The sequence below is a fragment of the Microbacterium wangyouchuni genome (genome assembly GCF_054072595.1).
The window spans coordinates 457,031-476,732 of sequence record NZ_JBSVRM010000002.1 but is presented as its reverse complement, the minus strand read 5'-3'; the positions used below and the strand labels follow the sequence as shown (position 1 = coordinate 476,732).

The window sequence follows — 19,702 nt, the reverse complement described above, 5'->3', positions numbered from 1 at the left end:
GCTCCGGGTGGGCCGATCTTTCACCGTGTGACTTCGAAGACGCCATGAGCGCCACGCTCGGCATCGATCATGATGTGCGAGACGAAGGGGTAGTGCCCGGCCTCGGGAAAGGCGAGCTCAACGAATCCGCCCTGAGCGGGCAGCAGCGACAGCGCCTGGGATCCGGTGTCAACCGCATGATCGATGAGATAGCGCCCCTCTGACCAGACGGTATCGAACTGACCGCCGACGACGTGGAAGCTCGACGCACGGTTGGGCCCGGCATCCAGAACCCATATCCGCACACGCTCGCCGACCTTCGCCGGCAGCGGCGCGTGATCGTACTGGTTCGCATAACCATTGAAGACGACCAGATCGGGCTTCTCCTCCGCCAGAGCCTCGACGTCGACCTCTCCGCCAGTGTGGTCGCCGAGGTAGAACTCGTTCTGGATCAGCACGTAGCTGCGACCGACAGATGCCAGATCTGCGGGCTCGATCACGACGGCGCCGAACATTCCGTTGGCGATGTGCGCCGTCATCGGCTTTGTGGAGCAGTGATACATCCAGATCCCTGAGCGGGTCGCGGTGAAGGTGTAGGTGAGCCTCTCCCCTGGCGCGATCGTGCGCATCGGTTCATCGGGAGCGAGCGCGCCGGCATGGAAATCGATCGAATGCCCCATCGACCCATCGTTCACGAGAGTCACCTCGAACGTGTCGCCCACTCTGCCGTGCAGCGTGGGGCCAGGTGCGGTGCCGTTGTACGTCCACAGCGTCTGCGTGATTCCTGGCGCGACTTCCGTGACGGCGTCTTGCACCGTCAGCGTGACCTGGTGCGTGGTCGGGCTGTCGGCTGCGGGTAATGCCGGCAGGAGCGCGTCATACGGCCGGAAGCCTTCTGCCGGTGTGGCATCCATGCCCATACGGCCGGCGTCATCCATCGCCGCGTGATCATGCGCGTTGTCGCCTGCGGGGTCCGATTCGCCTGCGGAGTCCGATTCGCCCGCACCGACAGCGATGATCAAGAGCGTCATGCCCATCTGCCGGTGCCCGATGATCGAGCACCACCCATCGATGTCCTCGGTGATCACACCGACATCGATCTGCTCCGATTCACCGGGTGCGAGACGCGTGCCGCCGGTACCGTTCTCGAGGAGAAGATCATGCACCTGCGCCTCATCGGTGTTGGTCATCTCGATCACCAGTCGCGTACCCACCGGCACCTCGATGACATCCGGCGTGAAGCGCATATCCGCGGCCTCCACCTGCACCACCTGAACCGGCGCATCCGCATCACCGGAAGCCTGAGCGCCCCAGCCGATCGCCAACGGATCGATCACCGCACACACCGCGACGGTGAGCACGACAGCGATCAGCCCGGCGATGGCCTGCCCAGCCCGGTGTCCTGGCTGCTGGGCACCTTCCGGAACGATCGGACCCCGGCGGGCCTTGCCCAATCGCTGATGCGCGGCTTTGGCGCGCCGCTGAGCACGCATCGCGATCAGCATGATCACGAGGAACGATGCCATCGCCACGAGGTACAGGATGGATGCTGCCACCCGCATCAGAGAAGATACCGGCAGCGCGCACACCACCAGCGCAGCATTCGCCGTCGCCACCCGCAGCGCTCCGAACCGGTCGAACGCCGCTGTCCCCACCCGCACCGGGGTCGGGCCGCCCCCGAGGACCACGGGGATCAGATAGCTGAGGGCGCCCGGGAGCACCTGTGCCGCAAACCCGGCAACGAGGAAGGGCACGGTCTGGGAAACGATCGGTGACAGTCCAGCGATGCCACTGCCGCTGCTGCTGACCGCAGCCGTGCCGATGATGAGGACCGCAATACATCCTGCCCACCAGAGCAGGGCCATTCCCACCGACAGTGCGGCGAAGGTTCGCGGCGGCGCCTGCCGTGCTGCGCGCCAGAGCGACACCCCGATGACGACGAGACCGGCGAAGTATGCCAGCAGTCCGAGTGCGAGCATCGGCAACCAGGCGAGCGCCGCTCCAGCCGCGGCGACAAGCACCCCCAGCGCAAGCAGCGGGAGCGCACGGGCCGCGCCGATCGCGGCGTGTTCATCAGCGCGGGTGCGAAGAATCGTCGGCCACAGTGTGACAACGGTGCCTGCGACGACGAGCCCGATCCAGCCGAGCACGTTCAGCAGTGCATGGGCCAGGACGAGGTTCGGTGTGGCCCCTCCCCGAGCGAGCCATCCGCCCAGTGCTGCCCCGGCCACGAGCAGGGCCGCAGCCACGATGTAGAACCGGATGGTGCGCCCGAAGCGTCCCGGCATGCTCCGCTTGGCTCGACGGTACAGACTCACGCCATGCCAGGAGACTGCAGTGATCAGCAGGGCCGCACCGAGCAACGAAAGCGGCCACACTCCCAGCGGAACGCCGAGGAGGATCAGCGCCGCACCGGCATTTGAAAGCGCCAACCGCACGGTCTGTGTGCGGCGCTCGGCGATCGTCGCGGCACTGCGAAGCAGCGCAAAGGAGAAGTACTGGCTCCACACCAGGATCGCGTGCGTGACGGCGCCCAACAGCAGCAGGTGAATCATGAGCCAGTTCGGGATGGGAAGCGAACGGTGCATGAGCACTGCTGCCACCGTGAGCAGCAGCCAGATCACCGTCGGCAGATCGCGGGCCGCCCAGAAGCCGCGGGCCGGGGCCTTTGCCATGTCATCCGACGACGCCGTCGCGATCTTCATCGGACTTCTGCTTTCCGAGCGGTACCCATGATCGCGCTCACCAACGCGGTGAGCACGAACAGCACGAGTGCGAGCACGCCCAACGCGCCGCCCAGCTGCCAGCCGAGCGGAATGCCCAGTCCGTCTCCGATCCAGATACGCACGACCAGCGCGGCATGAAGCAGCACCGCTGGCACCCAGAACGCCGACCGATACGGCAGTGAGATTCCGAGGACAGCGGGAAGGATCGTCGTGGCGTGCGCCATGATCATCGAGAAGGTATAGCCGAGGAACACCGCGTGTATGACGGCGTCGTATCGCGGCTGAGAATCGGGCTGTCCGAGCAGCAACACAGCGCCGGCGAGTGCCAGCCACAGGTACCCGCCCAGGATGCAGGCGGCCATGTACCGTGTCACCCCGGTAGAGCGGATCGTTCGCCTCGCGACATCATGAATCACCAGCCATCCGGTCAACGACAGCAGAGCAAGGCCGAGCAGAATCGCTCCGGCATCCGGCAGCACCACACTCACCGTCAGCGCGGCCGTGACCACCCAACCGTGCACGAGCAGGCGCACTCCGGCATGCGGCCCCATCGTGATGCGCGCGAGCTCGACGCGCTCCGCGGCAATGGTGAGCACGATGAACCCGATCATCCAGACCAGCACACGTGACATGTCTTCCTGGACGAGCCACAGCAGCGTTCCCACCAGCGCGAGAGCTGCGCCCAGCAGTTGCGTCAGCAGCGCGGCATCATATTGGCGGCGCCACAGCGGGATGTAGAGCAGGACGAATGCCGCGGCTCCCGCGACAAGCACTGCCTTGGCTGCCATCAGGGGCACGATCGGCATGAGAAGGGCAATACCGCCGAGCCCGAGCAGCGCCGGGGCGATGAACCCGTACCACCGGCGGAGGGCAGTGGCACGCTCCAGCGCGATCAGCGTTCCGACGAATCCGATCGTCAGCAGCATCCCGTGCACCTGAGGCAGTCGCGATCCGCTGATCGGCGCAGGCAGGCCGATCAACTGCAGTCCGGCATTCAGGCCCGCAAGCAGCGCGACACCGGCGGGCAGCATCCAGATCAGGCGCCACGATGGTGCACGGCGACGGATGCCGGCGCTCATGCCCGAGCACGCAGTCGCAGAACGCAGGCTCCGTCGTCCGCGAACGGGGTCAGACTGCTTTCCAGGTCAGCGCCGTTCGCCCGAGCGATGCCTTCGACCATTCCCTCATGCACCGCGCAGACGACCGCGGTGTTGCCTGCAGCTGCTGCAAGCAGCGGACAGGTGTGCAGACGCACGATTGCACCGTCATCTTCCGGCCCGAAGCCCTGTTCGCGCATGACATCGACGACGAGTGCGCGGGCTGCGGCATCATGCGAGTCGCGGCCCGCAGCGGACGTCGAGCGATCTGCGACGAGCTGTGACCCCCAGGTGATGCCGGCCTTCCTCGCAGCTGCGGAGGGCGTCGACGAGGCCTGCCCGAGCGCACCGGCCAGTGTTGCGGCGAGCCCCGCATAAGCACTCAGACCGGTGGGTTCGACCGCTCGCCAACGCCAGGCCGGACGCCCACGCCCCGCGGCCCTGTCCTGTTCGCGCCGGATGTATCCATCGGCCCGCAGCCGCTCGAGGTGACCGCGCACGGTGTTCTCATGGAGGCCGGTCGCTTCCACGAGCTCTGCGGTCAGCGCATCAGGCAGACGCTCGATTGCTCGCAGGAGTCGCTCGCGCGTCGGCGAGTGCCGTCGACCGGCTGCCGTGCGCCGGCGATCTTCAGCGGCCATGTTTTCCACGGGATTAAGTATAGTTAAATACGGGCATCCGCACGGCATACCAAGGGGAGAGATCATGGGACACATCGAGATTCAGCGTTCGCGCGCAGAAGCCGTCGATCAGAATCCGACCGCGGGATGCACCTGCGGCGAGGTCGATGAAGAACTCCCCGAACTGGATGTGCAGACGATTCCGCATGCTGTCCGCCACGCGGCGATCTTCGGGGCCATCGAATCGCTACGGCCCGGTGCGGGCATGATCGTGTCCGCCACGCATGACCCCGTGCCGCTGCTCGACCAGCTGACCGCTCGCCACGGCGATGCCTACAACACGCGATACCTGGATCGCGGGCCGAAGCGCTGGCGCATTCTGATCCGTAACGCCGGCTGAGGCCCCGCTTCAATAGCCGATCAGTCGGATGCCGGATCCACAGCGATCACTGTGAGCGTCATGCCCATGGCTCGGTGGTTGGATATCGAGCACCATCCATCGATGTCTTCTGTGATGACGCCGACGTCGATCGTCTCAGATTCGCCGGGAGCGAGGTGAGTTCCGGCGACGCCATTGGCGAGGACAAGGTCGTGCATCTGCAGTTCGTCGGTGTTCGTCAGCTCGATCACCAGCCGAGTACCCACCGGCACCTCGATGACATCCGAGGTGAAGCGCATGTTGGCTGCGTCGATCTCGACGACCTGAACCGGCGCATCCGCGTCAGCAGCTGACCCCGCGCCCGCACAACCCGTAAGGGTCAGCATGATCGCGAGCAGGGCAACAACAACGATCCTCATCAACGTCCTGCTTTCCTCTGACCTAGTTTGATGCACTCTCCAGTATCCGCGATTGACGCGCATAAGCTGAAGTCATGCCTCAGCGCCGATCGCACATAGCCCCTTCCGCCGTCCAGAGTGAGCTCGCCGCCGCGCTTGCTGCTCTGAGGGAAGAGCTGGATGCGCCCACCGAATTCTCACCCGAAACGCTGACCGAGGCATCCCTAGCGGCGCCTGCGGAGCCGGGTCTCGACCTGCGAGACGTTGAGTTCGCCACGCTCGACCCCGCCGGGTCGATGGATCTCGACCAAGCGTTCCATCTGGCTCGCGCGGGTTCCGGATTCGTGGTTCGGTACGCGATCGCAGATGTGCCGGCTTTTGTGAAGCCCGGCGGAGCGGTTGACGCCGCAGCGCGCGAACGCGGACAGACACTCTACGCGGCAGACGGGCGCATTCCGTTGCATCCGGCGGTGCTCAGCGAGGATCATGCGTCGCTGCTGCCCGATGTCGACCGCCCGGCGCTGGTGTGGACATTCGACCTCGCATCCGACGGAGCAGTCTCGACGTTCCGCCTGGAGCGCGCGCTGATTCGATCACGGGCAAAGCTCGACTACGTCACGACCCAGCAGGCGCTCGATCGCGGCGACGACTCCCCGGCGTCTCTGCTGCAGGAGATCGGTGAGCTTCGCATCGCGATCGAGCAGGCGCGCGGCGGTGCGAGCCTGAACATGCCCGATGAAGAGGTCATCCAGAACGACGATGGAACCTACTCGATCGAGCGTGCGCACGCGCTTCCGATCGAAGAGTGGAATGCGCAGCTCTCGCTGATGACCGGCATGGCGGCCGCCGAGCTGATGGTCACAGCCCAGGTGGGAGTGCTGCGAACGATGCCCGCGCCGGACGAGAAGTCGTTCGACGCGTTCCGACACCAGACGGAGGCGCTTGGGCGTCCGTGGACAACGGGTGAGTACGGCGAGTATCTGCGAAGCCTCGACCGGGAGGATCCGCTGACGCTTCCGGTTCTCGAGGCCGCGGCCTCGCTGTTCCGCGGTGCTGGTTACGTGAGCTTCGACGGATCTGTTCCGGACGACATCGAGCAGGCAGCCATCGCGGCGCCGTACGCGCACGCCACAGCTCCCCTGCGCCGCCTCGTCGACCGCTGGTCGCTCGCGATCTGCCTCGCCATCGCACAGGGGGAAGAACCGCCAGCCTGGGCGCGTGAGTCGTTGCACGAGTTGCCCGAGCTCATGCAGACCTCATCGCAGCGAGCATCGCGACTGAACGCCGAGACCATCAATCGGGTGGAGGCGGCTCTGCTGACTCCCCTGGTCGGCTCCACGATCGAGGCGACTGTGATTGAACTGCGCAACAGCGGCGAGCGCGCCGCGATCCAGATCGCCGCGCCCGCAGTGACCGCAACCGCACCGGTACCCGTCGGCACGAAACCCGGAGAGGTCATCTCGGTGACACTCGTGCGCACCGACATCGCTACGGGCGAGATGGAGTTCGCGCTGAAAGAGTGACGGTCTCAGATGTCTGTGGCGGTGTGCATGCACCGCAGGAACAGCTCATCCTCGCATTTGAGGACAGCAGCGATGCGCATCCCGGTTGGTAGTGCCTGCGCAGAGTTCGCGATCCTGCGTGCGTCGCCGGCTTCCAGGGTGGCGGCGACAGTCAGGCAGATCTCATCCACGGCACCGGCGACGATGAACGACCCAAACAAGCTCGGCCCTCCCTCGGAATGGATGTGAACCAGGCCACGCGCTGCGAGATCTTCGCGGACCCGCCACGGGTCGAGGTGTTCTGTGCCCGCGGGCACGATGTCGGCCACGGCGCTGAGCGCCTCGCGGCGTTCGGTAGGCGCCGTGCTCACGGTATAGATGATCGGACGCACCGGCGCCTCGGTGAAGACGTCGGACTTGGGGTCCAGATCGAGGCTGCCGGAGACCAGTGCGAAGACAGGTTGCTCTTCTATGCCGTGATCACGACGCCAGGCGACCGCGTCGTTGGCGAGCCACATCGCGCCGTAGCCCTCTGTACGCACAGTACCGGCGCCGACGAGAATGACGTCCGCCTGTCTGCGCAGCAGTTCGAACAGCCGCCCATCACCGTCTCCACCGAGACCGCCCGATCGACCGTCGCGTGTGGCCGCCCCATCGATGCTCGAGACGAAGTTCATCCGCAACCAGGGTCCCTCCGGGAACTCGTACGTCGCCAGAAGGCTGTCGTCATCGATCTGTGCCAGGGGCTCTGGCCAGAGACGAATGATGTCAGCGTTCATACGTTTCCCGTCGGGTGCATGTTGTGTGCGAGACGCGCGGGTTGCCGCATCCCGAGGATGCTCTCCACCATACGCACTGCGTCAACCGTGGCTTCGACGTCATGCATCCTGACAATTCGTGCGCCTCTCTCAATGCACGCCACCATGGCTGCAAGGGATCCGGCGAGGCGATGGCCCTGTTCGCGGTCGATCGATTCGCCGATGAAATCCTTGTTCGACACCGCCGCGAGCACGGGCAGGTTCAGGGCGGTGAGCTCATCGAAGCGCCGAGTCAGCTCGAGGGAGTGCAGTGTGTTCTTATCGAGGTCATGGCCCGGATCGATGATGATCCGGCTGCGCGGTACCCCGGCGGCTTCTGCGCGGGCGACACGCTGCTGGAGGAAAGCCCGCACCGCGCCCACGACGTCATCGAACTGCGCGGCAGGCTTCTCGACTCGCGGCGGGCCGACGCTGTGGGTGATGACGATCTGTGCATCAGTGGAGGAGATCACCTCAGCCATCTCGGGGTCGCCGAGTCCGCTGGTGTCATTGATGACGGCGGCTCCCGCTGTGATTGCGGCGCGCGCGACGACGGCACGGTTGGTGTCGACCGAGACGACCACATCGCTCACCCGAGTGATCGCCTCGACCACCGGAACGATGCGGTCGATCTCCTCGGAAATCGACACCGGCGCACCTCGCCCGAACGGCACACCTCCGATATCGACCCAGTCCGCTCCCAGGCGGGCTGCGGTCAATGCCGCATCTACGGCGCGGTCGAGCGCGAATGTGGCTCCGTGGTCGTAGAACGAATCGGGCGTGCGGTTGACAACCGCCATCACTGCGATCTGACGATTGAAATCGAAGCGCCGCCGACCGATTATCCGCTCTGCTGCGGTCGTCTCTTCGCGAAACTCAGAGCCGAGCATAGGGGATCTCCGGATCGATCAGTCTTTCCGGGTCGACCGGAGAATGCGAGACGATGAGCGGTTTGATCTCTTCGAGCACATCCCAGACGTTCACGGCCATCGCCGCGAGGATGCAGCAGTCACTGTCCAACCAGAAGGCGACGAACTCACGATCGGCGAGGCTCCCTCGAACCACCACGTGATGGTCGGCCCCGGGTGCGACGAAGCCGATGTATTCACAACCGAGGTCATACTGATCACTGTAGAAATAGGGTAGCTCCGAGTAAGTGGCGTCGTTGCCGAGAACAGCTGAGACGGCAGCCGCGGGCTGGTTCAAGGCGGTGGCCCAATGCTCGACCCGCACTCGATGACTGAGAATCGGATGCTGCTGATTCGCGATGTCGCCGACGGCGAAGACATCCGGATCACTGCTTCGAAGTGAGGCGTCCACCAGCACGCCGTTATCGACGTCTAACCCAGCGGCGAGGGCGAGACCAACTTCGGGCACAACACCGATACCGACCACGATCGCATCTGCAGACACGATCTCGCCTCCTGCCAGGCGCACCCCGGTGGCACGTCCGTCCGCTGTCGTGATCGCTTCGACTTTGACGTCGACGCGCACATCTACCTGGTGAGCGGTGTGCAGATCAGTGAACACCTGTGCGACCTGCGCACCGAGAACCTTGAGGAGAGGAAGTTTCCCGCCTTCGAGGATCGTCACCGTCGTCGAAGCCGCACGTGCAGCTGCTGCGACCTCGAGTCCGATCCACCCGCCACCGATGATGACGAGTTTCTTACCGGCACCGAATGTCTTTCGAATCGCGTCAGATTCCTCGAGCGTTCGCAGATAGAGGATGCCGTCAGCATCCGCCCCTTCTATGGAGAGATGCCGCGCGGTGGATCCGGTTGCAAGGACGAGCTTGTCGTACGGGAGCGAGGAGTCATCATCGAGCCTGACGACATGTCCAACGGTATCGATCGAGGTGGCTGTGGTCCCTTCCCGCACAACCACGTCATTGTCGCGGTACCAGTCAGCAGAGTGCACAAGGGCGTCGTCGAACGAGGACTTGCCTGCCAGATAGTCCTTCGACAACGAAGGACGCTCGTACGGCAGGTGTCGCTCTGCGGCGATCAGAGTTATTGCCCCCTGGTATCCGTCATCACGCAACGCTTGGGCCGTCTTGCCTGCGGCGAGGCCACCCCCGATGACGATGACGCGGTGAATGCTATTCATCAGTTCTCCCTTCGCAAATACCCACTGCGCTATGCGCGGCTGCGGTCGGCGAGTGACAGGAACTCCTGCCTCGAGACCGGGTTCTCTCGCAACTGCCCGAGCATCGTCGATGTGAGAGTGCTGGACCCGGTCGCATGCGCCCCGCGAAGCGTCATGCACGAATGCTCGGCCTCAATGATGACGCCGACGCCCTGCGGGGCCAGGTGATCTTGCAGCCACTGTGCGACCTGTGTGGTCAGGCGTTCCTGGGTCTGCGGACGGCAGGCAAAGTGCTCCACGACGCGTGCCAGCTTCGACAGACCGACGATGCGCTCGCCGGGGAGGTAGCCGACGCTCGCGCGTCCGATGAACGGCAGCATGTGGTGCTCGCAGATCGAGCGCAGCGGGATGTCACGCACGATCACCATCTCGTCGTAGCCCTCATCATTCGGAAAGGTCGTCAGATCGAACTCCCGTGGTGCGAGCATCTCGGCCCACGCTCGCGCCATCCGCTGTGGTGTCGCTGCGAGGTGCGGCGAGTCCAATGACACACCCAGTGCGCGCAAAAAGTCACCAGCGGCTAGTTCCGCACGGGCAAGATCTGGCTTATCCATCGCGCCACTGACATGCAGAGGCGTGATTTGACGGCTGAGAACTGATTCGGACATCTTTGCCCACCGATCTACAAATAATTTGAATTAGTTTTAGAGTGGCACTCTGATCGGGTTTCGTCAAGGTAGCCTGGTTTTAGAAAGGATCTCTACGATGAACCCGACCGATCACCAGGGCAATCTGGACGAACTCGCCCTGCTCGCGGACGAGATCCGACGACGGCTGTACGAGTTCATCGCTGCACGCGGTGACAGCGTCACACGCGAAGAGGTCGCGACCGCCATCGGTATCAGCCGCAGTCTGGCCGCTTACCACCTCGACCGGCTTGCCCATGCCGGCCTGTTGGAAGTCACCTTCGCGCGCTCGAACGGCAAAACCGGCCCGGGCTCCGGTCGTCCCGCCAAACGCTATTCGCGCAGCCAGCGGGAGCTCACGATCAACGTTCCTCCTCGCAACTACAGCCTGCTGGCAAAGCTCTTGGCCACGGCCGCCGATGCTGCGCCCTCGGGCGAGTTCCGCGCGGCTCTTTCTTCAGCTTCCGCCCAAGAGGGCGCCGCGCTGGGCGCGCAGACCGGAGACATCTCGACCGCCCTCACCACCGCTGGGTTCGAGCCGATCCTCACGGAAAATCAGGATCTCATCCTGCGCAACTGCCCCTTCCACAGCGTGGCGCAGGAACACAGCGATCTTGCCTGCAACCTCAACCACGCGTTCATCCGAGGCGCTCTCGAGGGCGTTCGTGCTGATCCTGACCGCGCCGAACTCTCCCCCGGCTGCGGCCGTTGCTGCGTCGTCATCCACGCGGATGCGCCGGTGTGAGCGCGCTGTTCTGGATGCCCTCCATCAACCGCCGACCGCAGGCACGACCGTGGTCGTCATGATGAGCAGCTGAGGATCAGCAAGATCCAGCGTGACAACAATGGCGGAGTACTCCTGCAGTGATCGCACGTGCGTACCGCCGCAGAGGATCACGGCATCTCCCTCGGGAAGAGCGCATCGCCAGCGACGCCGATCGATGATCGCCGCGCCGTCCGATTGGATCTCGCTCATCGCTCCAAAGGCCACCCATGCCGCCAGTTGCGCGTTGATGTGCCCCTCGCGCGACGTCAGCGTCGCCGAGAAGGTCTCGGAGTCGAAGCCTGCTTTGCGCAGACTCTTACCGAGCCGGTACTCATCGATGCTGCCGTCTTCATGAATGCGGCTCGATTGATTCGCGCGACCCTCGAAATCCGGATTTCCCAGAGCATCAGAACCCGGATCCTTGCGCCACAGATCAGCAACGGCGAGGTCCAGCGCCATCGAGGCCAAGTGGCATGCTGTGTGCCCGCGACTCAGGGCGGCGCGGCGGGCACGATCCACCTCCAGCACCACTCCCGCTCCCGGCGACAACCAGGCCGGAGCATCCGGTAATTCGATGCGATGTCCGACCAGCCACGTCCACCCCTCGGCACCGCGCTTGACGGGAATATCCTCGCCGACGGCAAGAGTCCCGTCGTCGCTCGCAGCCGCCATCATCGATCCGATGACGGGCACCGACTCTTCACCGACTCGAATCACTCCGATATCGCCCGGCTGATCGGGCCAGGTGTGATCGACGGGATGAAAGGGCGTCTCGTCCACGACAATCACCGCTCCGTGCGGCGAAGGCGCGATTCGCACCACCGTTCCGACCCCACTGGTGGCGCCTATCGGAAAGGTGACGATCGTGGAAGACATGAATGTGGCCGATCGTTGACTACGCGGTGATCACCTGAGCGGTACCGGGCTTGGCGTCCGGTCCCATTTCATCGGCGATGCGCTTGGCCTCTTCGATCAGCGTCTTGACGATGTCCGCCTCCGGGACGGTCTTGATGACCTCACCCTTGACGAAGATCTGGCCCTTGCCGTTGCCCGAAGCCACGCCCAGGTCTGCGTCACGCGCTTCACCCGGCCCGTTCACAACACAGCCCATCACCGCGACGCGCAGCGGCACGGTCATGTCTTTGAGCCCCTCGGTCACGCTGTCAGCGAGAGTGTAAACATCGACCTGCGCCCGTCCGCACGACGGGCAGGAGACGATCTCCAGTTTGCGCTCACGCAAATTGAGCGACTGCAGAATCTGGTGTCCGACCTTCACTTCTTCCGCTGGCGGCGCAGACAGCGAGACACGGATCGTGTCGCCGATACCCTCTGACAGCAGAATGCCAAACGCCGTCGCCGACTTGATCGTGCCTTGGAAAGCAGGTCCTGCCTCGGTCACCCCCAGGTGGAGTGGCCAGTCGCCTTGCTCGGCGAGCTGGCGGTAGGCCTTCACCATCACGATGGGATCGTTGTGCTTCACCGAGATCTTGAAGTCATGGAAGTCATGCTCTTCGAAAAGCGAGGCTTCCCAAACCGCGCTCTCCACGAGCGCTTCGGCCGTCGCCCGTCCGTGCTTCTGCAGAATCCGCTTGTCCAGCGAGCCAGCATTCACACCGATGCGAAGTGACACACCAGCAGCCTTGGCGGCAGCCGCGATCTGACCGACGTTGCCGTCGAACTCCCGAATGTTGCCGGGGTTCACTCGCACCGCACCGCAGCCGGCATCGATTGCCGAGTAGATGTAGCGCGGCTGGAAGTGAATATCGGCAATCACCGGAATCTGACTCTTCATCGCGATGATCTTCAGTGCGTCCGCGTCATCCTGGTGCGGCACAGCCACGCGTACGATCTCGCAGCCAGAGGCGGTCAGCTCCGCGATCTGCTGAAGGGTTCCGTTGATGTCAGTCGTCTTCGTCGTCGTCATCGACTGGACGCTGATCGGCGCATCACCGCCGACCAGAACCTTGCCGACCCGAATCTGACGGGTCTTACGACGAGGGCTCAACAGTTCGGGGAGACGCGGCATCCCAAGATTCACGGCAGGCACACCTCCAGATTACGCGCACCTGATCAACACTGGCTGGAAGCGACGCGCGCTGCGCTGTGGTAGTTTCAGCCCATGCGTACAACCACCTGGTGGCCCGCCTTCTAGGCGGTGTGTTCGCGTTCCCTCGAATCCAGACCGCCTCCGGGGCGGTCTTTTTAGTGGCCCGAGCCGGAGCCCTGCACAGGAGACCTCGATGACTGACCCCGCAGCCCTGCTCTCTGCCCTGGCGCGAGACGCCGAGGCATCCTTCGTGCTCATCGCCCGCGACGGAGTACAGAGCGTCGAACTGCTCACCGGCGAGATCGACGATGTCGACCTCCTCGCCGACATCCCCCTTCTCATCGACGGCACACCGCGTGAAGTGTTCGCGATGGTCCCCTACCGCCAAGTGCGTGAACGCGGATTCGAAGCAGAGGATGACGGCACACCACTGCGCTGCCTGCTCGTCGATGAGCACCGGCACCTTCCGCTCGGCGATGTGCTCTCCGCACTTCCCGACGCACCGGTCCCCCTGCGCAACTCCGGGTTCGACATCGCCGACGAAGACTACGCCGAGGTCGTCGAGCGCGTCATCGCCGATGAGATCGGACGCGGAGAAGGCGCAAACTTCGTCATCCGCCGCGACTACACCGCAACGGTCGACGCCGATGAGCGCATCGCCGCCCTCACGTGGTTCCGCGCTCTGCTCGAGCATGAGCGCGGCGCCTACTGGACATTCGCCGTCATCACTCCCGGCCACATCGCGGTCGGAGCGAGCCCAGAAGCTCACGTCGTCGCGCGCGACGGCATCGTCACGATGAATCCGATCTCCGGCACGTTCCGTCACCCCGCTGGCGGTGCTACGAAAGAGACGCTCATTGACTTCCTCTCCTCCACGAAGGAGACCGAGGAGCTGTTCATGGTGGTCGATGAAGAGTTGAAGATGATGAGCGCGGTCTGCTCGGACGGCGGGCGGATCACGGGGCCGCACCTCAAGCAGATGTCGCGTCTGACGCACACCGAATACATGCTGCGGGGGCGCAGCCGCCTCGACCCGCGCGACATCCTCCGCGAGACGATGTTTGCTCCGACCGTTACCGGATCCCCCATGCAGAACGCGTGCGCTGTGATCCGCCGACATGAGACGAAGCCGCGCGGCTACTACTCCGGCGTCGCTGCCCTCTTCACTCCCAACGACGACGGCGGCCATGACGTCGACGCGCCGATCCTCATCCGCACCGTATACCTGGAGAATGGGCAGCTGCGCGTGCCGGTCGGTGCAACGCTCGTGCGCCACTCTGATCCCTATGGCGAGGTCAGCGAGACCCACGGCAAGGCGGCAGGCGTGCTCGGGGCGATCGGAGCGATACCCCGTGACACGGTCGCGGCAGCGAAGGCTGATCCGGACGAGCCGTCGCCCGAAGCTTCTCTCGCCGACGACCCTGAGGTCGCCGAGCTGCTCGCTTCCCGTAATTCACGCCTTGCGGAGTTCTGGCTGAACCCGCAGGAAGACGGATCAACAGGGCCGTTCGCCGGCCGCAGCGCCCTCGTCGTCGATGCGGAAGACCGCTTCACGACGATGCTCGCCCACCAGCTGCACCACCTCGGGCTGGATGCGAGGATCGTCGCGTGGGACCAGATAACTGATGCCGACATCGATGGTGCCGATCTCCTCGTCGCAGGCCCCGGCCCCGGTGACCCACGAGACGCGTCAACGCCGCGGATCGCCCGCATGCGCGAGGCCGTGGCACAGCGGCTCGAGCACCACAAGCCGCTGCTTGCCGTTTGCCTGAGCCATCAGATCCTCGCCGACAGCCTCGGCATCGACCTGACCCCGCTGGACGCACCGCACCAGGGCCTGCAGAAGGTCGTACCGGTGTTCGGCGAGGATGCGTCGATCGGGTTCTACAACACCTTCACTGCTCGGGTATCCCCCGGTACGACCACGGCAGGTTCGGCCGAGGTGTCGGCGGATCCGAGTAGCGGCGACGTCTACGCGCTGCGGGGCGAAGGCTTCGCCAGCGTGCAGGGACACCTGGAGTCGATCCTCTCGCGTGACGGCATCCGCACGCTGGAACGACTCATCACCGCGGCATTCGCCTGAAATCTCCCCCGCACGGCAAGGACGGTCACCAGCTACTCCACGCGGCATCGCGTTGTCGTTCGCGTTCGTTGTCAAGAGTTTCGTCGACGGCTTCGTAGTTCAGGTGTGGAGATCGCCATTTGCCGAACGGATCCCACCAGTGCGGTCCGCGAATCTCGGGACGACCGGCGCGCATGCGAACCTCCCAGATGTTCTCATCGAGGGTGCGATGGTGATGCCAACACAGGGGTACCCCGTTGTCGGTGTGCGTCGGCCCGCCTTGGGCATGGTCGATCACATGATGAATTTCACACCATTCCGCGCGGATCGCGCACCCGGGGATCAAACATTTGCGGTCGCGGAGCACGATCGCGCGCCTCTGCCGAACGTTGAAGAGTCGGGCGGACGTGCCAATCCCGACGATTGCCCCGTTCTCATCGAACAGCACCCGCTGCACCCCGCCCGCGCACGCGGCATGGTCAGCGGCGCCGAGGGGAACGGTGTAGCCGGCGCCTTCGATCGTGGCGCGCCCGGTGCGGTTCACGAAATCTTCCGCTCGGACGGACACAACCAGCGTCGGCGCCGCGCCACCGGAAGCCGGCATGCCACCTGAGGCCGCAGTGACCATCAGAATCGTCGCGAATGCGTCATGGCGTCGCTGTGCATGAGTACGAAGATCGGCGGATTCCACCGGTGGACACGTCGCCCGATGCGCAGGTAGCCCGTCAGCCCGCATATCGGCACCATCGTTAGCGGCCGGCGCAGTGTCCGCGCCGGCATCCGGCCTATCATCCGAGGGGCGGAAGTGCACACGACCCCCGGCGTTTGGTTCGCCGTCGATCTTGGGGTTCATCTGGGCATCGAGAAGCTTCTGCAACTGTGCGGCGACCTCTGGCAGCAGCTCCCCCCGCACCGGGACAGATCCACCGCGCAGCTTGCCGATCGTGAAGTGCCGGCGTCGTTTACCCGCCCGATCGTCGTCTGGCTCAGGCCCGTCTGGATCGAGACGGGCAATGATGTGCGCGGTCAGTCCGGCGAGCTCCTCCGTCGTTGGCGCCGGAGCACGCTCCCCCGCAGCATCCGCCCGATCGCCTGCGCCTTCCACGTCGATTCCGCGTGCGAATCGTGCGAGTAAGGCGTCTGCGGCCAGCCGGTCTGCGGTCTCGATCCGCGCTGCATTCTGCAGCGGAACCACACATGCCAGGTACCCGATCAGTGACAGCTCACCGTCGGCGAGTGCTGCCGATAGCTCGGGGAACGCACCAGGCAGCAGCTCCCCCGAAGTGATGCTCAGATCCCGGTGCATCGCGGTTGCCGCCGTCACATAGCGGCGCGCGGCATATCCGTCTACGCGCAACGCCCTCCGTAGCAGCTCGACCGCGTCTCGGCATCCGGCTCGCGTCGACAGCCTCGTCACTCGCTCGCCCTGGTCCCGCTGCACCACCCGATCGGTGGCCGAGACGATCGCACCGTCGATGCGGCGTTGAATCCGCCCCAGCATCTGCAGCACCGCCACCAGCTCGCCATCAGTGACCAGCCGCACATCCTCGCCCGCAGCGAGAGAATCGGCAAGGTGCCGATCGATCTGCTGGAGCTGTTCAGCAAGGAATGTCATACCCCCATTCAACAGGGGGCCACCGACATTGATGCGACATAAAACCACCTGATCAGGAGCTATTCACGAACTGTGGATAACTCCCCCAAATCAGGAACCTGTGGAGAAGGAGTGCGCCGGCGGTTGCATCGAACCACGGGAATTATTGGAACAGGTTGATCGGATTCACGACGTCGGCGATCATCAGCAGCGCCCCCATGCCGATCAGCACCACCGCGACGACCACAGTCAGCGGCACGAGCTGTGTCGCATCGACCGGCGCCGGTGGTGGACGACGCCACAGCTTCGCCCACGCACGACGGATGCCATCCCACAGAGCGACCGCGATATGTCCGCCATCCAGCGGCAGCAGCGGGATGAGGTTGAAGACAAACAGGGCGATGTTCAATGAGCCCAGCAGACTCAGCAGAACCACGAAGCGGTCCAGCACCGGTGCATCTGTCGCCGCGACCTCACCGGCAAGACGACCAACGCCAACCACGCTGAGTGGTCCGTTGGGATCACGCTCGGTGCCCGTGACCAGCGACACACCGACATCCCACAGCTTCACCGGCAGTGCGACCACCAGGTTCGCCACGCGCGCCACATTCTCGCCAGCCATTACCGCGCCCGCGCCGATCGGCTGCGGCACCAACCCCATCTGGGCCCCCATGCCGACGTAACCGACCCGCGCCACAATCGGCTGCCCGTCTGCGTCGAGTCGCGGCTGACCCGAAGCGTTCGTCAGCGTGCGCTCAGCGGCGATCGGAGTCAGCGCCAAGGACACATCCGCCCCATCCCGCGAGACGACGAGATCCAGCGTCTCACCCGGAGCCGCCTGCACGATCTGGGTCGCCTCGTCGAACGTGGAGACGGGGGTTCCGTCCAACGACACCAGTACGTCTCCGGGCAGGATGCCAGCATCCGCTGCCGGCGATGCCGGGTCGCCGGGCTGGCATTCCGTCTGAGATGTCCCCGCCGGAAGCACGCATTCCGTAACCGAGGCAATGGTCGTGGTGCCCTGTTGCAGGCCAATTCCGGATGCCAGCACGGTGAAGATCACGACGGCGAGGATCAGGTTCATCAGCGGTCCGCCGAGCATGATGATGATTCGCTTGTACATCGGCAGCCGGTAGAAGACGCGCTCCTCCGCGCCTTCGGCGATCGTCTCGTCGTTCGCTGCGCGCGCGTCCTGCACGAGTGCACGGAAGAGGCCGCGCGCCGGCTTTCCCTCGGATGCCGGATACATGCCCGACATCGAGATGAATCCGCCCACCGGCAGAGCTTTGAACCCGTACTCGGTCTCGCCGATCCGCTTCGACCAGAGCCTGGGACCGAAGCCGATCATGTACTGTCCCACGCGCACGCCGAACAGCTTCGCGGGGACGAGGTGACCGACCTCGTGCAGCCCGATCGATAGGCCGAGTCCGACCAGCATGAATAGAATGCCGGCGACATAGAGCAGGATTTCCACATGCCAACGGTACTGTGCGCGAACTAGGAATCCGCCGCATAGGCTAAGAGATGTGACCCCTCGGCAGCTGCGTCTCCTCCGCGGAGCTGCCGCATCGTCGATGTCGACCATCATCGCCGCGGTCTCGCACACGATCGGCGGAGGATCACCCCCTCAGCCGTTGCTCGTCCTCGCCCTCAGCATCCTGCTGACACCTCTCGCGGCGTTCCTCGTGGGGCGAACCCTCAACGTGACGAAGCTGAGCGCGACAGTGGCACTCGCGCAGGCGGCATTCCACGTGCTGTTCGTCGCACTCGGCGCGGCGCTTCGACCGGGAACGAACACAGGCCAGAACAGCCAGCACGCTCACCATGGCCATCACCTGGTGCTGGGATCGATCACTTCATCCATCGCCCCCGATGACTCGATGCTCGGCGCACACGTCCTCGCGGCCGCCCTTACCGTCGTCCTGCTGTGGCGGGGCGAGCGAATCCTCGGCTTCATCGCACGCTGGGTGCGCGCCGCGCTTGTCCGGCGGTTACCTCGGCTGCACGGCGAGTGGTCAGCCCCGTGCGCGCACGCTGCCGCGGCGCCGCGTCCCAACCACCAACTCTGGGCCAGCGACCTCTCGTTGCGAGGACCACCTGTCTGTCTCCGCGGCCCTTCGCCCGCAGATGTGATCATCGCCGTCTGACGGCACCCTCGCGGCGTCGCGCTCATCGGCGCGCCCGCATGCAGAGACGACTCTGCAGATCCATTGGAGAAACCATGCTTGAAACCACTCGACCCCGCACCGCCCGCCGCGCCGCCATCGTGACGGCCCTCGCCGCCGGAATCGTTCTACTCGCCCCCACCGCAGCCCACGCACACGTCGGAGTAATGCCCGATGCAATCGACGAGGGTGGCTCAGCGGTACTGACGTTCTCTTTCACGCACGGCTGTGAGAATTCGCCTACGACCGCCCTGCGGATCACGATGCCGGAGGGACTCGCATCCGTTGCTCCCACGGTCGACCCGAACTGGGACATCGCGGTGGAGCGCGCCGACGACGGTCTGGTCTCTGCCGTCACATACACGGCGCTCTCGCCGATTCCCGGCGAGATGCGGGGAGCCGCCAGCATGGCTGTGCAGCTGATGCAGGAAGCGCCGGAGTCGCTCGCGTTTCCCGTAGAACAGCAGTGTGAGAGCGGAGTCAACGAATGGGTTGAGATCGCGGACGCGGGCATCGACCCGCACGACCTCGATTCGCCAGCACCCGTGGTCGCTGTCGTATCCGTCGAAGCAGCGGCAGAAGCACCGGCCGAGTCACCGGCCGAGTCACCGCTGCCTATCGCGTTCGGTGTCGGGGGCCTGGTGGCTGCTCTCGCAGCACTGACGGTCGCTGTGCTCGCGTACCGGCGTTCATCCTGACGCCTCTTCTGCGCGTCTGACAGCGCCCCGAAGGGACGTGCCGACGCTTGTGCGTCGGCACACCCCCCCAAAGGGGGAGTGGGAGAGTCGAAAAGGCACGT

The 19,702-nt window shown here is 64.8% G+C and carries 18 protein-coding genes; 6 read left to right on the top strand and 12 right to left on the bottom strand.

Annotated features, from left to right (window positions below; translation table 11 throughout):
* Positions 1-20 precede the first annotated feature (20 nt).
* The 3 genes from ACW5CM_RS04975 to ACW5CM_RS04965 are packed head-to-tail and all read right to left on the bottom strand — an operon-like array spanning position 21 to position 4,443.
* Positions 21-2,684, bottom strand: coding sequence for a multicopper oxidase domain-containing protein (locus ACW5CM_RS04975; RefSeq protein WP_457124338.1), 2,664 nt, complete (start codon positions 2,682-2,684; stop codon positions 21-23).
* Positions 2,681-3,784: a DUF8744 domain-containing protein gene (locus ACW5CM_RS04970; RefSeq protein ID WP_457124337.1), complete on the bottom strand. Its 1,104-nt coding sequence runs from the start codon at positions 3,782-3,784 to the stop codon at positions 2,681-2,683. Before ACW5CM_RS04970 ends, ACW5CM_RS04975 begins: the two co-directional genes overlap by 4 nt.
* A complete protein-coding gene (locus tag ACW5CM_RS04965; protein WP_438253714.1) occupies positions 3,781-4,443 on the bottom strand; it encodes a helix-turn-helix transcriptional regulator in 663 nt (220 codons plus the stop codon). The genes ACW5CM_RS04970 and ACW5CM_RS04965 overlap by 4 nt, the downstream gene beginning before the upstream one ends.
* Before the next feature lie 64 nt (positions 4,444-4,507).
* On the opposite strand from ACW5CM_RS04965, the gene ACW5CM_RS04960 reads away from it, so the two are divergent.
* Positions 4,508-4,822, top strand: a complete 315-nt coding sequence (locus tag ACW5CM_RS04960; RefSeq protein ID WP_438253656.1) for a DUF2249 domain-containing protein — start codon at positions 4,508-4,510, stop codon at positions 4,820-4,822.
* Between the two features lie 20 nt (positions 4,823-4,842).
* Here ACW5CM_RS04960 and ACW5CM_RS04955 read toward each other — a convergent pair whose 3' ends face one another.
* Complete coding sequence (locus tag ACW5CM_RS04955; protein WP_438253655.1) at positions 4,843-5,220, bottom strand: cupredoxin domain-containing protein; 378 nt, start codon at positions 5,218-5,220, stop codon at positions 4,843-4,845.
* Between the two features lie 74 nt (positions 5,221-5,294).
* On the opposite strand from ACW5CM_RS04955, the gene ACW5CM_RS04950 reads away from it, so the two are divergent.
* Positions 5,295-6,722 (top strand): RNB domain-containing ribonuclease, encoded by a 1,428-nt coding sequence (locus ACW5CM_RS04950; protein ID WP_457124336.1) that lies wholly within the window; start codon positions 5,295-5,297, stop codon positions 6,720-6,722.
* Between the two features lie 5 nt (positions 6,723-6,727).
* Here ACW5CM_RS04950 and ACW5CM_RS04945 read toward each other — a convergent pair whose 3' ends face one another.
* The 4 genes from ACW5CM_RS04945 to folE are packed head-to-tail and all read right to left on the bottom strand — an operon-like array spanning position 6,728 to position 10,197.
* Positions 6,728-7,480, bottom strand: a complete 753-nt coding sequence (locus ACW5CM_RS04945; protein ID WP_457124335.1) for a dihydrofolate reductase family protein — start codon at positions 7,478-7,480, stop codon at positions 6,728-6,730.
* Entirely contained in the window at positions 7,477-8,388 is a 912-nt protein-coding gene (gene folP / locus ACW5CM_RS04940) for a dihydropteroate synthase (protein WP_438253652.1), read from the bottom strand. The genes ACW5CM_RS04945 and folP overlap by 4 nt, the downstream gene beginning before the upstream one ends.
* Positions 8,375-9,604, bottom strand: coding sequence for an NAD(P)/FAD-dependent oxidoreductase (locus ACW5CM_RS04935; protein WP_457124334.1), 1,230 nt, complete (start codon positions 9,602-9,604; stop codon positions 8,375-8,377). The genes folP and ACW5CM_RS04935 overlap by 14 nt, the downstream gene beginning before the upstream one ends.
* 29 nt (positions 9,605-9,633) lie before the next feature.
* The gene (folE, locus tag ACW5CM_RS04930) at positions 9,634-10,197 is read right to left on the bottom strand and encodes a GTP cyclohydrolase I (protein ID WP_438253650.1); all 564 of its coding nucleotides are present in this window, start codon (positions 10,195-10,197) and stop codon (positions 9,634-9,636) included.
* 151 nt (positions 10,198-10,348) lie between these two features.
* Between folE and ACW5CM_RS04925 the strand changes: the two genes are divergently transcribed.
* On the top strand, positions 10,349-11,014 hold the full coding sequence (locus ACW5CM_RS04925; protein WP_457124333.1) for a helix-turn-helix transcriptional regulator: 666 nt from the start codon (positions 10,349-10,351) through the stop codon (positions 11,012-11,014).
* A gap of 24 nt (positions 11,015-11,038) precedes the next feature.
* Here the strand turns inward: ACW5CM_RS04925 and ACW5CM_RS04920 are convergent, their stop codons facing one another.
* Positions 11,039-11,911: an alanyl-tRNA editing protein gene (locus ACW5CM_RS04920; RefSeq protein WP_457124332.1), complete on the bottom strand. Its 873-nt coding sequence runs from the start codon at positions 11,909-11,911 to the stop codon at positions 11,039-11,041.
* A 19-nt stretch (positions 11,912-11,930) separates the two neighbouring features.
* Positions 11,931-13,061 (bottom strand): flavodoxin-dependent (E)-4-hydroxy-3-methylbut-2-enyl-diphosphate synthase, encoded by a 1,131-nt coding sequence (gene ispG, locus ACW5CM_RS04915; RefSeq protein WP_457124362.1) that lies wholly within the window; start codon positions 13,059-13,061, stop codon positions 11,931-11,933.
* 214 nt (positions 13,062-13,275) lie between these two features.
* On the opposite strand from ispG, the gene ACW5CM_RS04910 reads away from it, so the two are divergent.
* Positions 13,276-15,165, top strand: coding sequence for an anthranilate synthase family protein (locus ACW5CM_RS04910; protein WP_457124331.1), 1,890 nt, complete (start codon positions 13,276-13,278; stop codon positions 15,163-15,165).
* A gap of 25 nt (positions 15,166-15,190) precedes the next feature.
* Here the strand turns inward: ACW5CM_RS04910 and ACW5CM_RS04905 are convergent, their stop codons facing one another.
* Positions 15,191-16,759: an HNH endonuclease signature motif containing protein gene (locus ACW5CM_RS04905; RefSeq protein ID WP_457124330.1), complete on the bottom strand. Its 1,569-nt coding sequence runs from the start codon at positions 16,757-16,759 to the stop codon at positions 15,191-15,193.
* A gap of 142 nt (positions 16,760-16,901) precedes the next feature.
* On the bottom strand, positions 16,902-18,212 hold the full coding sequence (locus tag ACW5CM_RS04900) for a M50 family metallopeptidase (RefSeq protein WP_439254783.1): 1,311 nt from the start codon (positions 18,210-18,212) through the stop codon (positions 16,902-16,904).
* 52 nt (positions 18,213-18,264) lie between these two features.
* Here ACW5CM_RS04900 and ACW5CM_RS04895 point away from each other — a divergent pair, with 52 nt between their 5' ends.
* Positions 18,265-18,885, top strand: coding sequence for a hypothetical protein (locus tag ACW5CM_RS04895; RefSeq protein ID WP_457124329.1), 621 nt, complete (start codon positions 18,265-18,267; stop codon positions 18,883-18,885).
* A gap of 74 nt (positions 18,886-18,959) precedes the next feature.
* On the top strand, positions 18,960-19,601 hold the full coding sequence (locus ACW5CM_RS04890; RefSeq protein ID WP_457124328.1) for a YcnI family copper-binding membrane protein: 642 nt from the start codon (positions 18,960-18,962) through the stop codon (positions 19,599-19,601).
* The last annotated feature ends 101 nt before the right edge of the window (positions 19,602-19,702 follow it).

What these genes read in the sequence shown, in the direction of transcription:
- ACW5CM_RS04975 (WP_457124338.1), bottom strand. Translation starts at nt 2,684, where the DNA reads ATGAAGATCGCGACGGCGTCGTCGGATGACATGGCAAAGGCCCCGGCC.
- ACW5CM_RS04970 (WP_457124337.1), bottom strand. Translation starts at nt 3,784, where the DNA reads ATGAGCGCCGGCATCCGTCGCCGTGCACCATCGTGGCGCCTGATCTGG.
- ACW5CM_RS04965 (WP_438253714.1), bottom strand. Translation starts at nt 4,443, where the DNA reads ATGGCCGCTGAAGATCGCCGGCGCACGGCAGCCGGTCGACGGCACTCG.
- ACW5CM_RS04960 (WP_438253656.1), top strand. Translation starts at nt 4,508, where the DNA reads ATGGGACACATCGAGATTCAGCGTTCGCGCGCAGAAGCCGTCGATCAG.
- ACW5CM_RS04955 (WP_438253655.1), bottom strand. Translation starts at nt 5,220, where the DNA reads ATGAGGATCGTTGTTGTTGCCCTGCTCGCGATCATGCTGACCCTTACG.
- ACW5CM_RS04950 (WP_457124336.1), top strand. Translation starts at nt 5,295, where the DNA reads ATGCCTCAGCGCCGATCGCACATAGCCCCTTCCGCCGTCCAGAGTGAG.
- ACW5CM_RS04945 (WP_457124335.1), bottom strand. Translation starts at nt 7,480, where the DNA reads ATGAACGCTGACATCATTCGTCTCTGGCCAGAGCCCCTGGCACAGATC.
- folP (WP_438253652.1), bottom strand. Translation starts at nt 8,388, where the DNA reads ATGCTCGGCTCTGAGTTTCGCGAAGAGACGACCGCAGCAGAGCGGATA.
- ACW5CM_RS04935 (WP_457124334.1), bottom strand. Translation starts at nt 9,604, where the DNA reads ATGAATAGCATTCACCGCGTCATCGTCATCGGGGGTGGCCTCGCCGCA.
- folE (WP_438253650.1), bottom strand. Translation starts at nt 10,197, where the DNA reads ATGGATAAGCCAGATCTTGCCCGTGCGGAACTAGCCGCTGGTGACTTT.
- ACW5CM_RS04925 (WP_457124333.1), top strand. Translation starts at nt 10,349, where the DNA reads ATGAACCCGACCGATCACCAGGGCAATCTGGACGAACTCGCCCTGCTC.
- ACW5CM_RS04920 (WP_457124332.1), bottom strand. Translation starts at nt 11,911, where the DNA reads ATGTCTTCCACGATCGTCACCTTTCCGATAGGCGCCACCAGTGGGGTC.
- ispG (WP_457124362.1), bottom strand. Translation starts at nt 13,061, where the DNA reads ATGCCGCGTCTCCCCGAACTGTTGAGCCCTCGTCGTAAGACCCGTCAG.
- ACW5CM_RS04910 (WP_457124331.1), top strand. Translation starts at nt 13,276, where the DNA reads ATGACTGACCCCGCAGCCCTGCTCTCTGCCCTGGCGCGAGACGCCGAG.
- ACW5CM_RS04905 (WP_457124330.1), bottom strand. Translation starts at nt 16,759, where the DNA reads ATGACATTCCTTGCTGAACAGCTCCAGCAGATCGATCGGCACCTTGCC.
- ACW5CM_RS04890 (WP_457124328.1), top strand. Translation starts at nt 18,960, where the DNA reads ATGCTTGAAACCACTCGACCCCGCACCGCCCGCCGCGCCGCCATCGTG.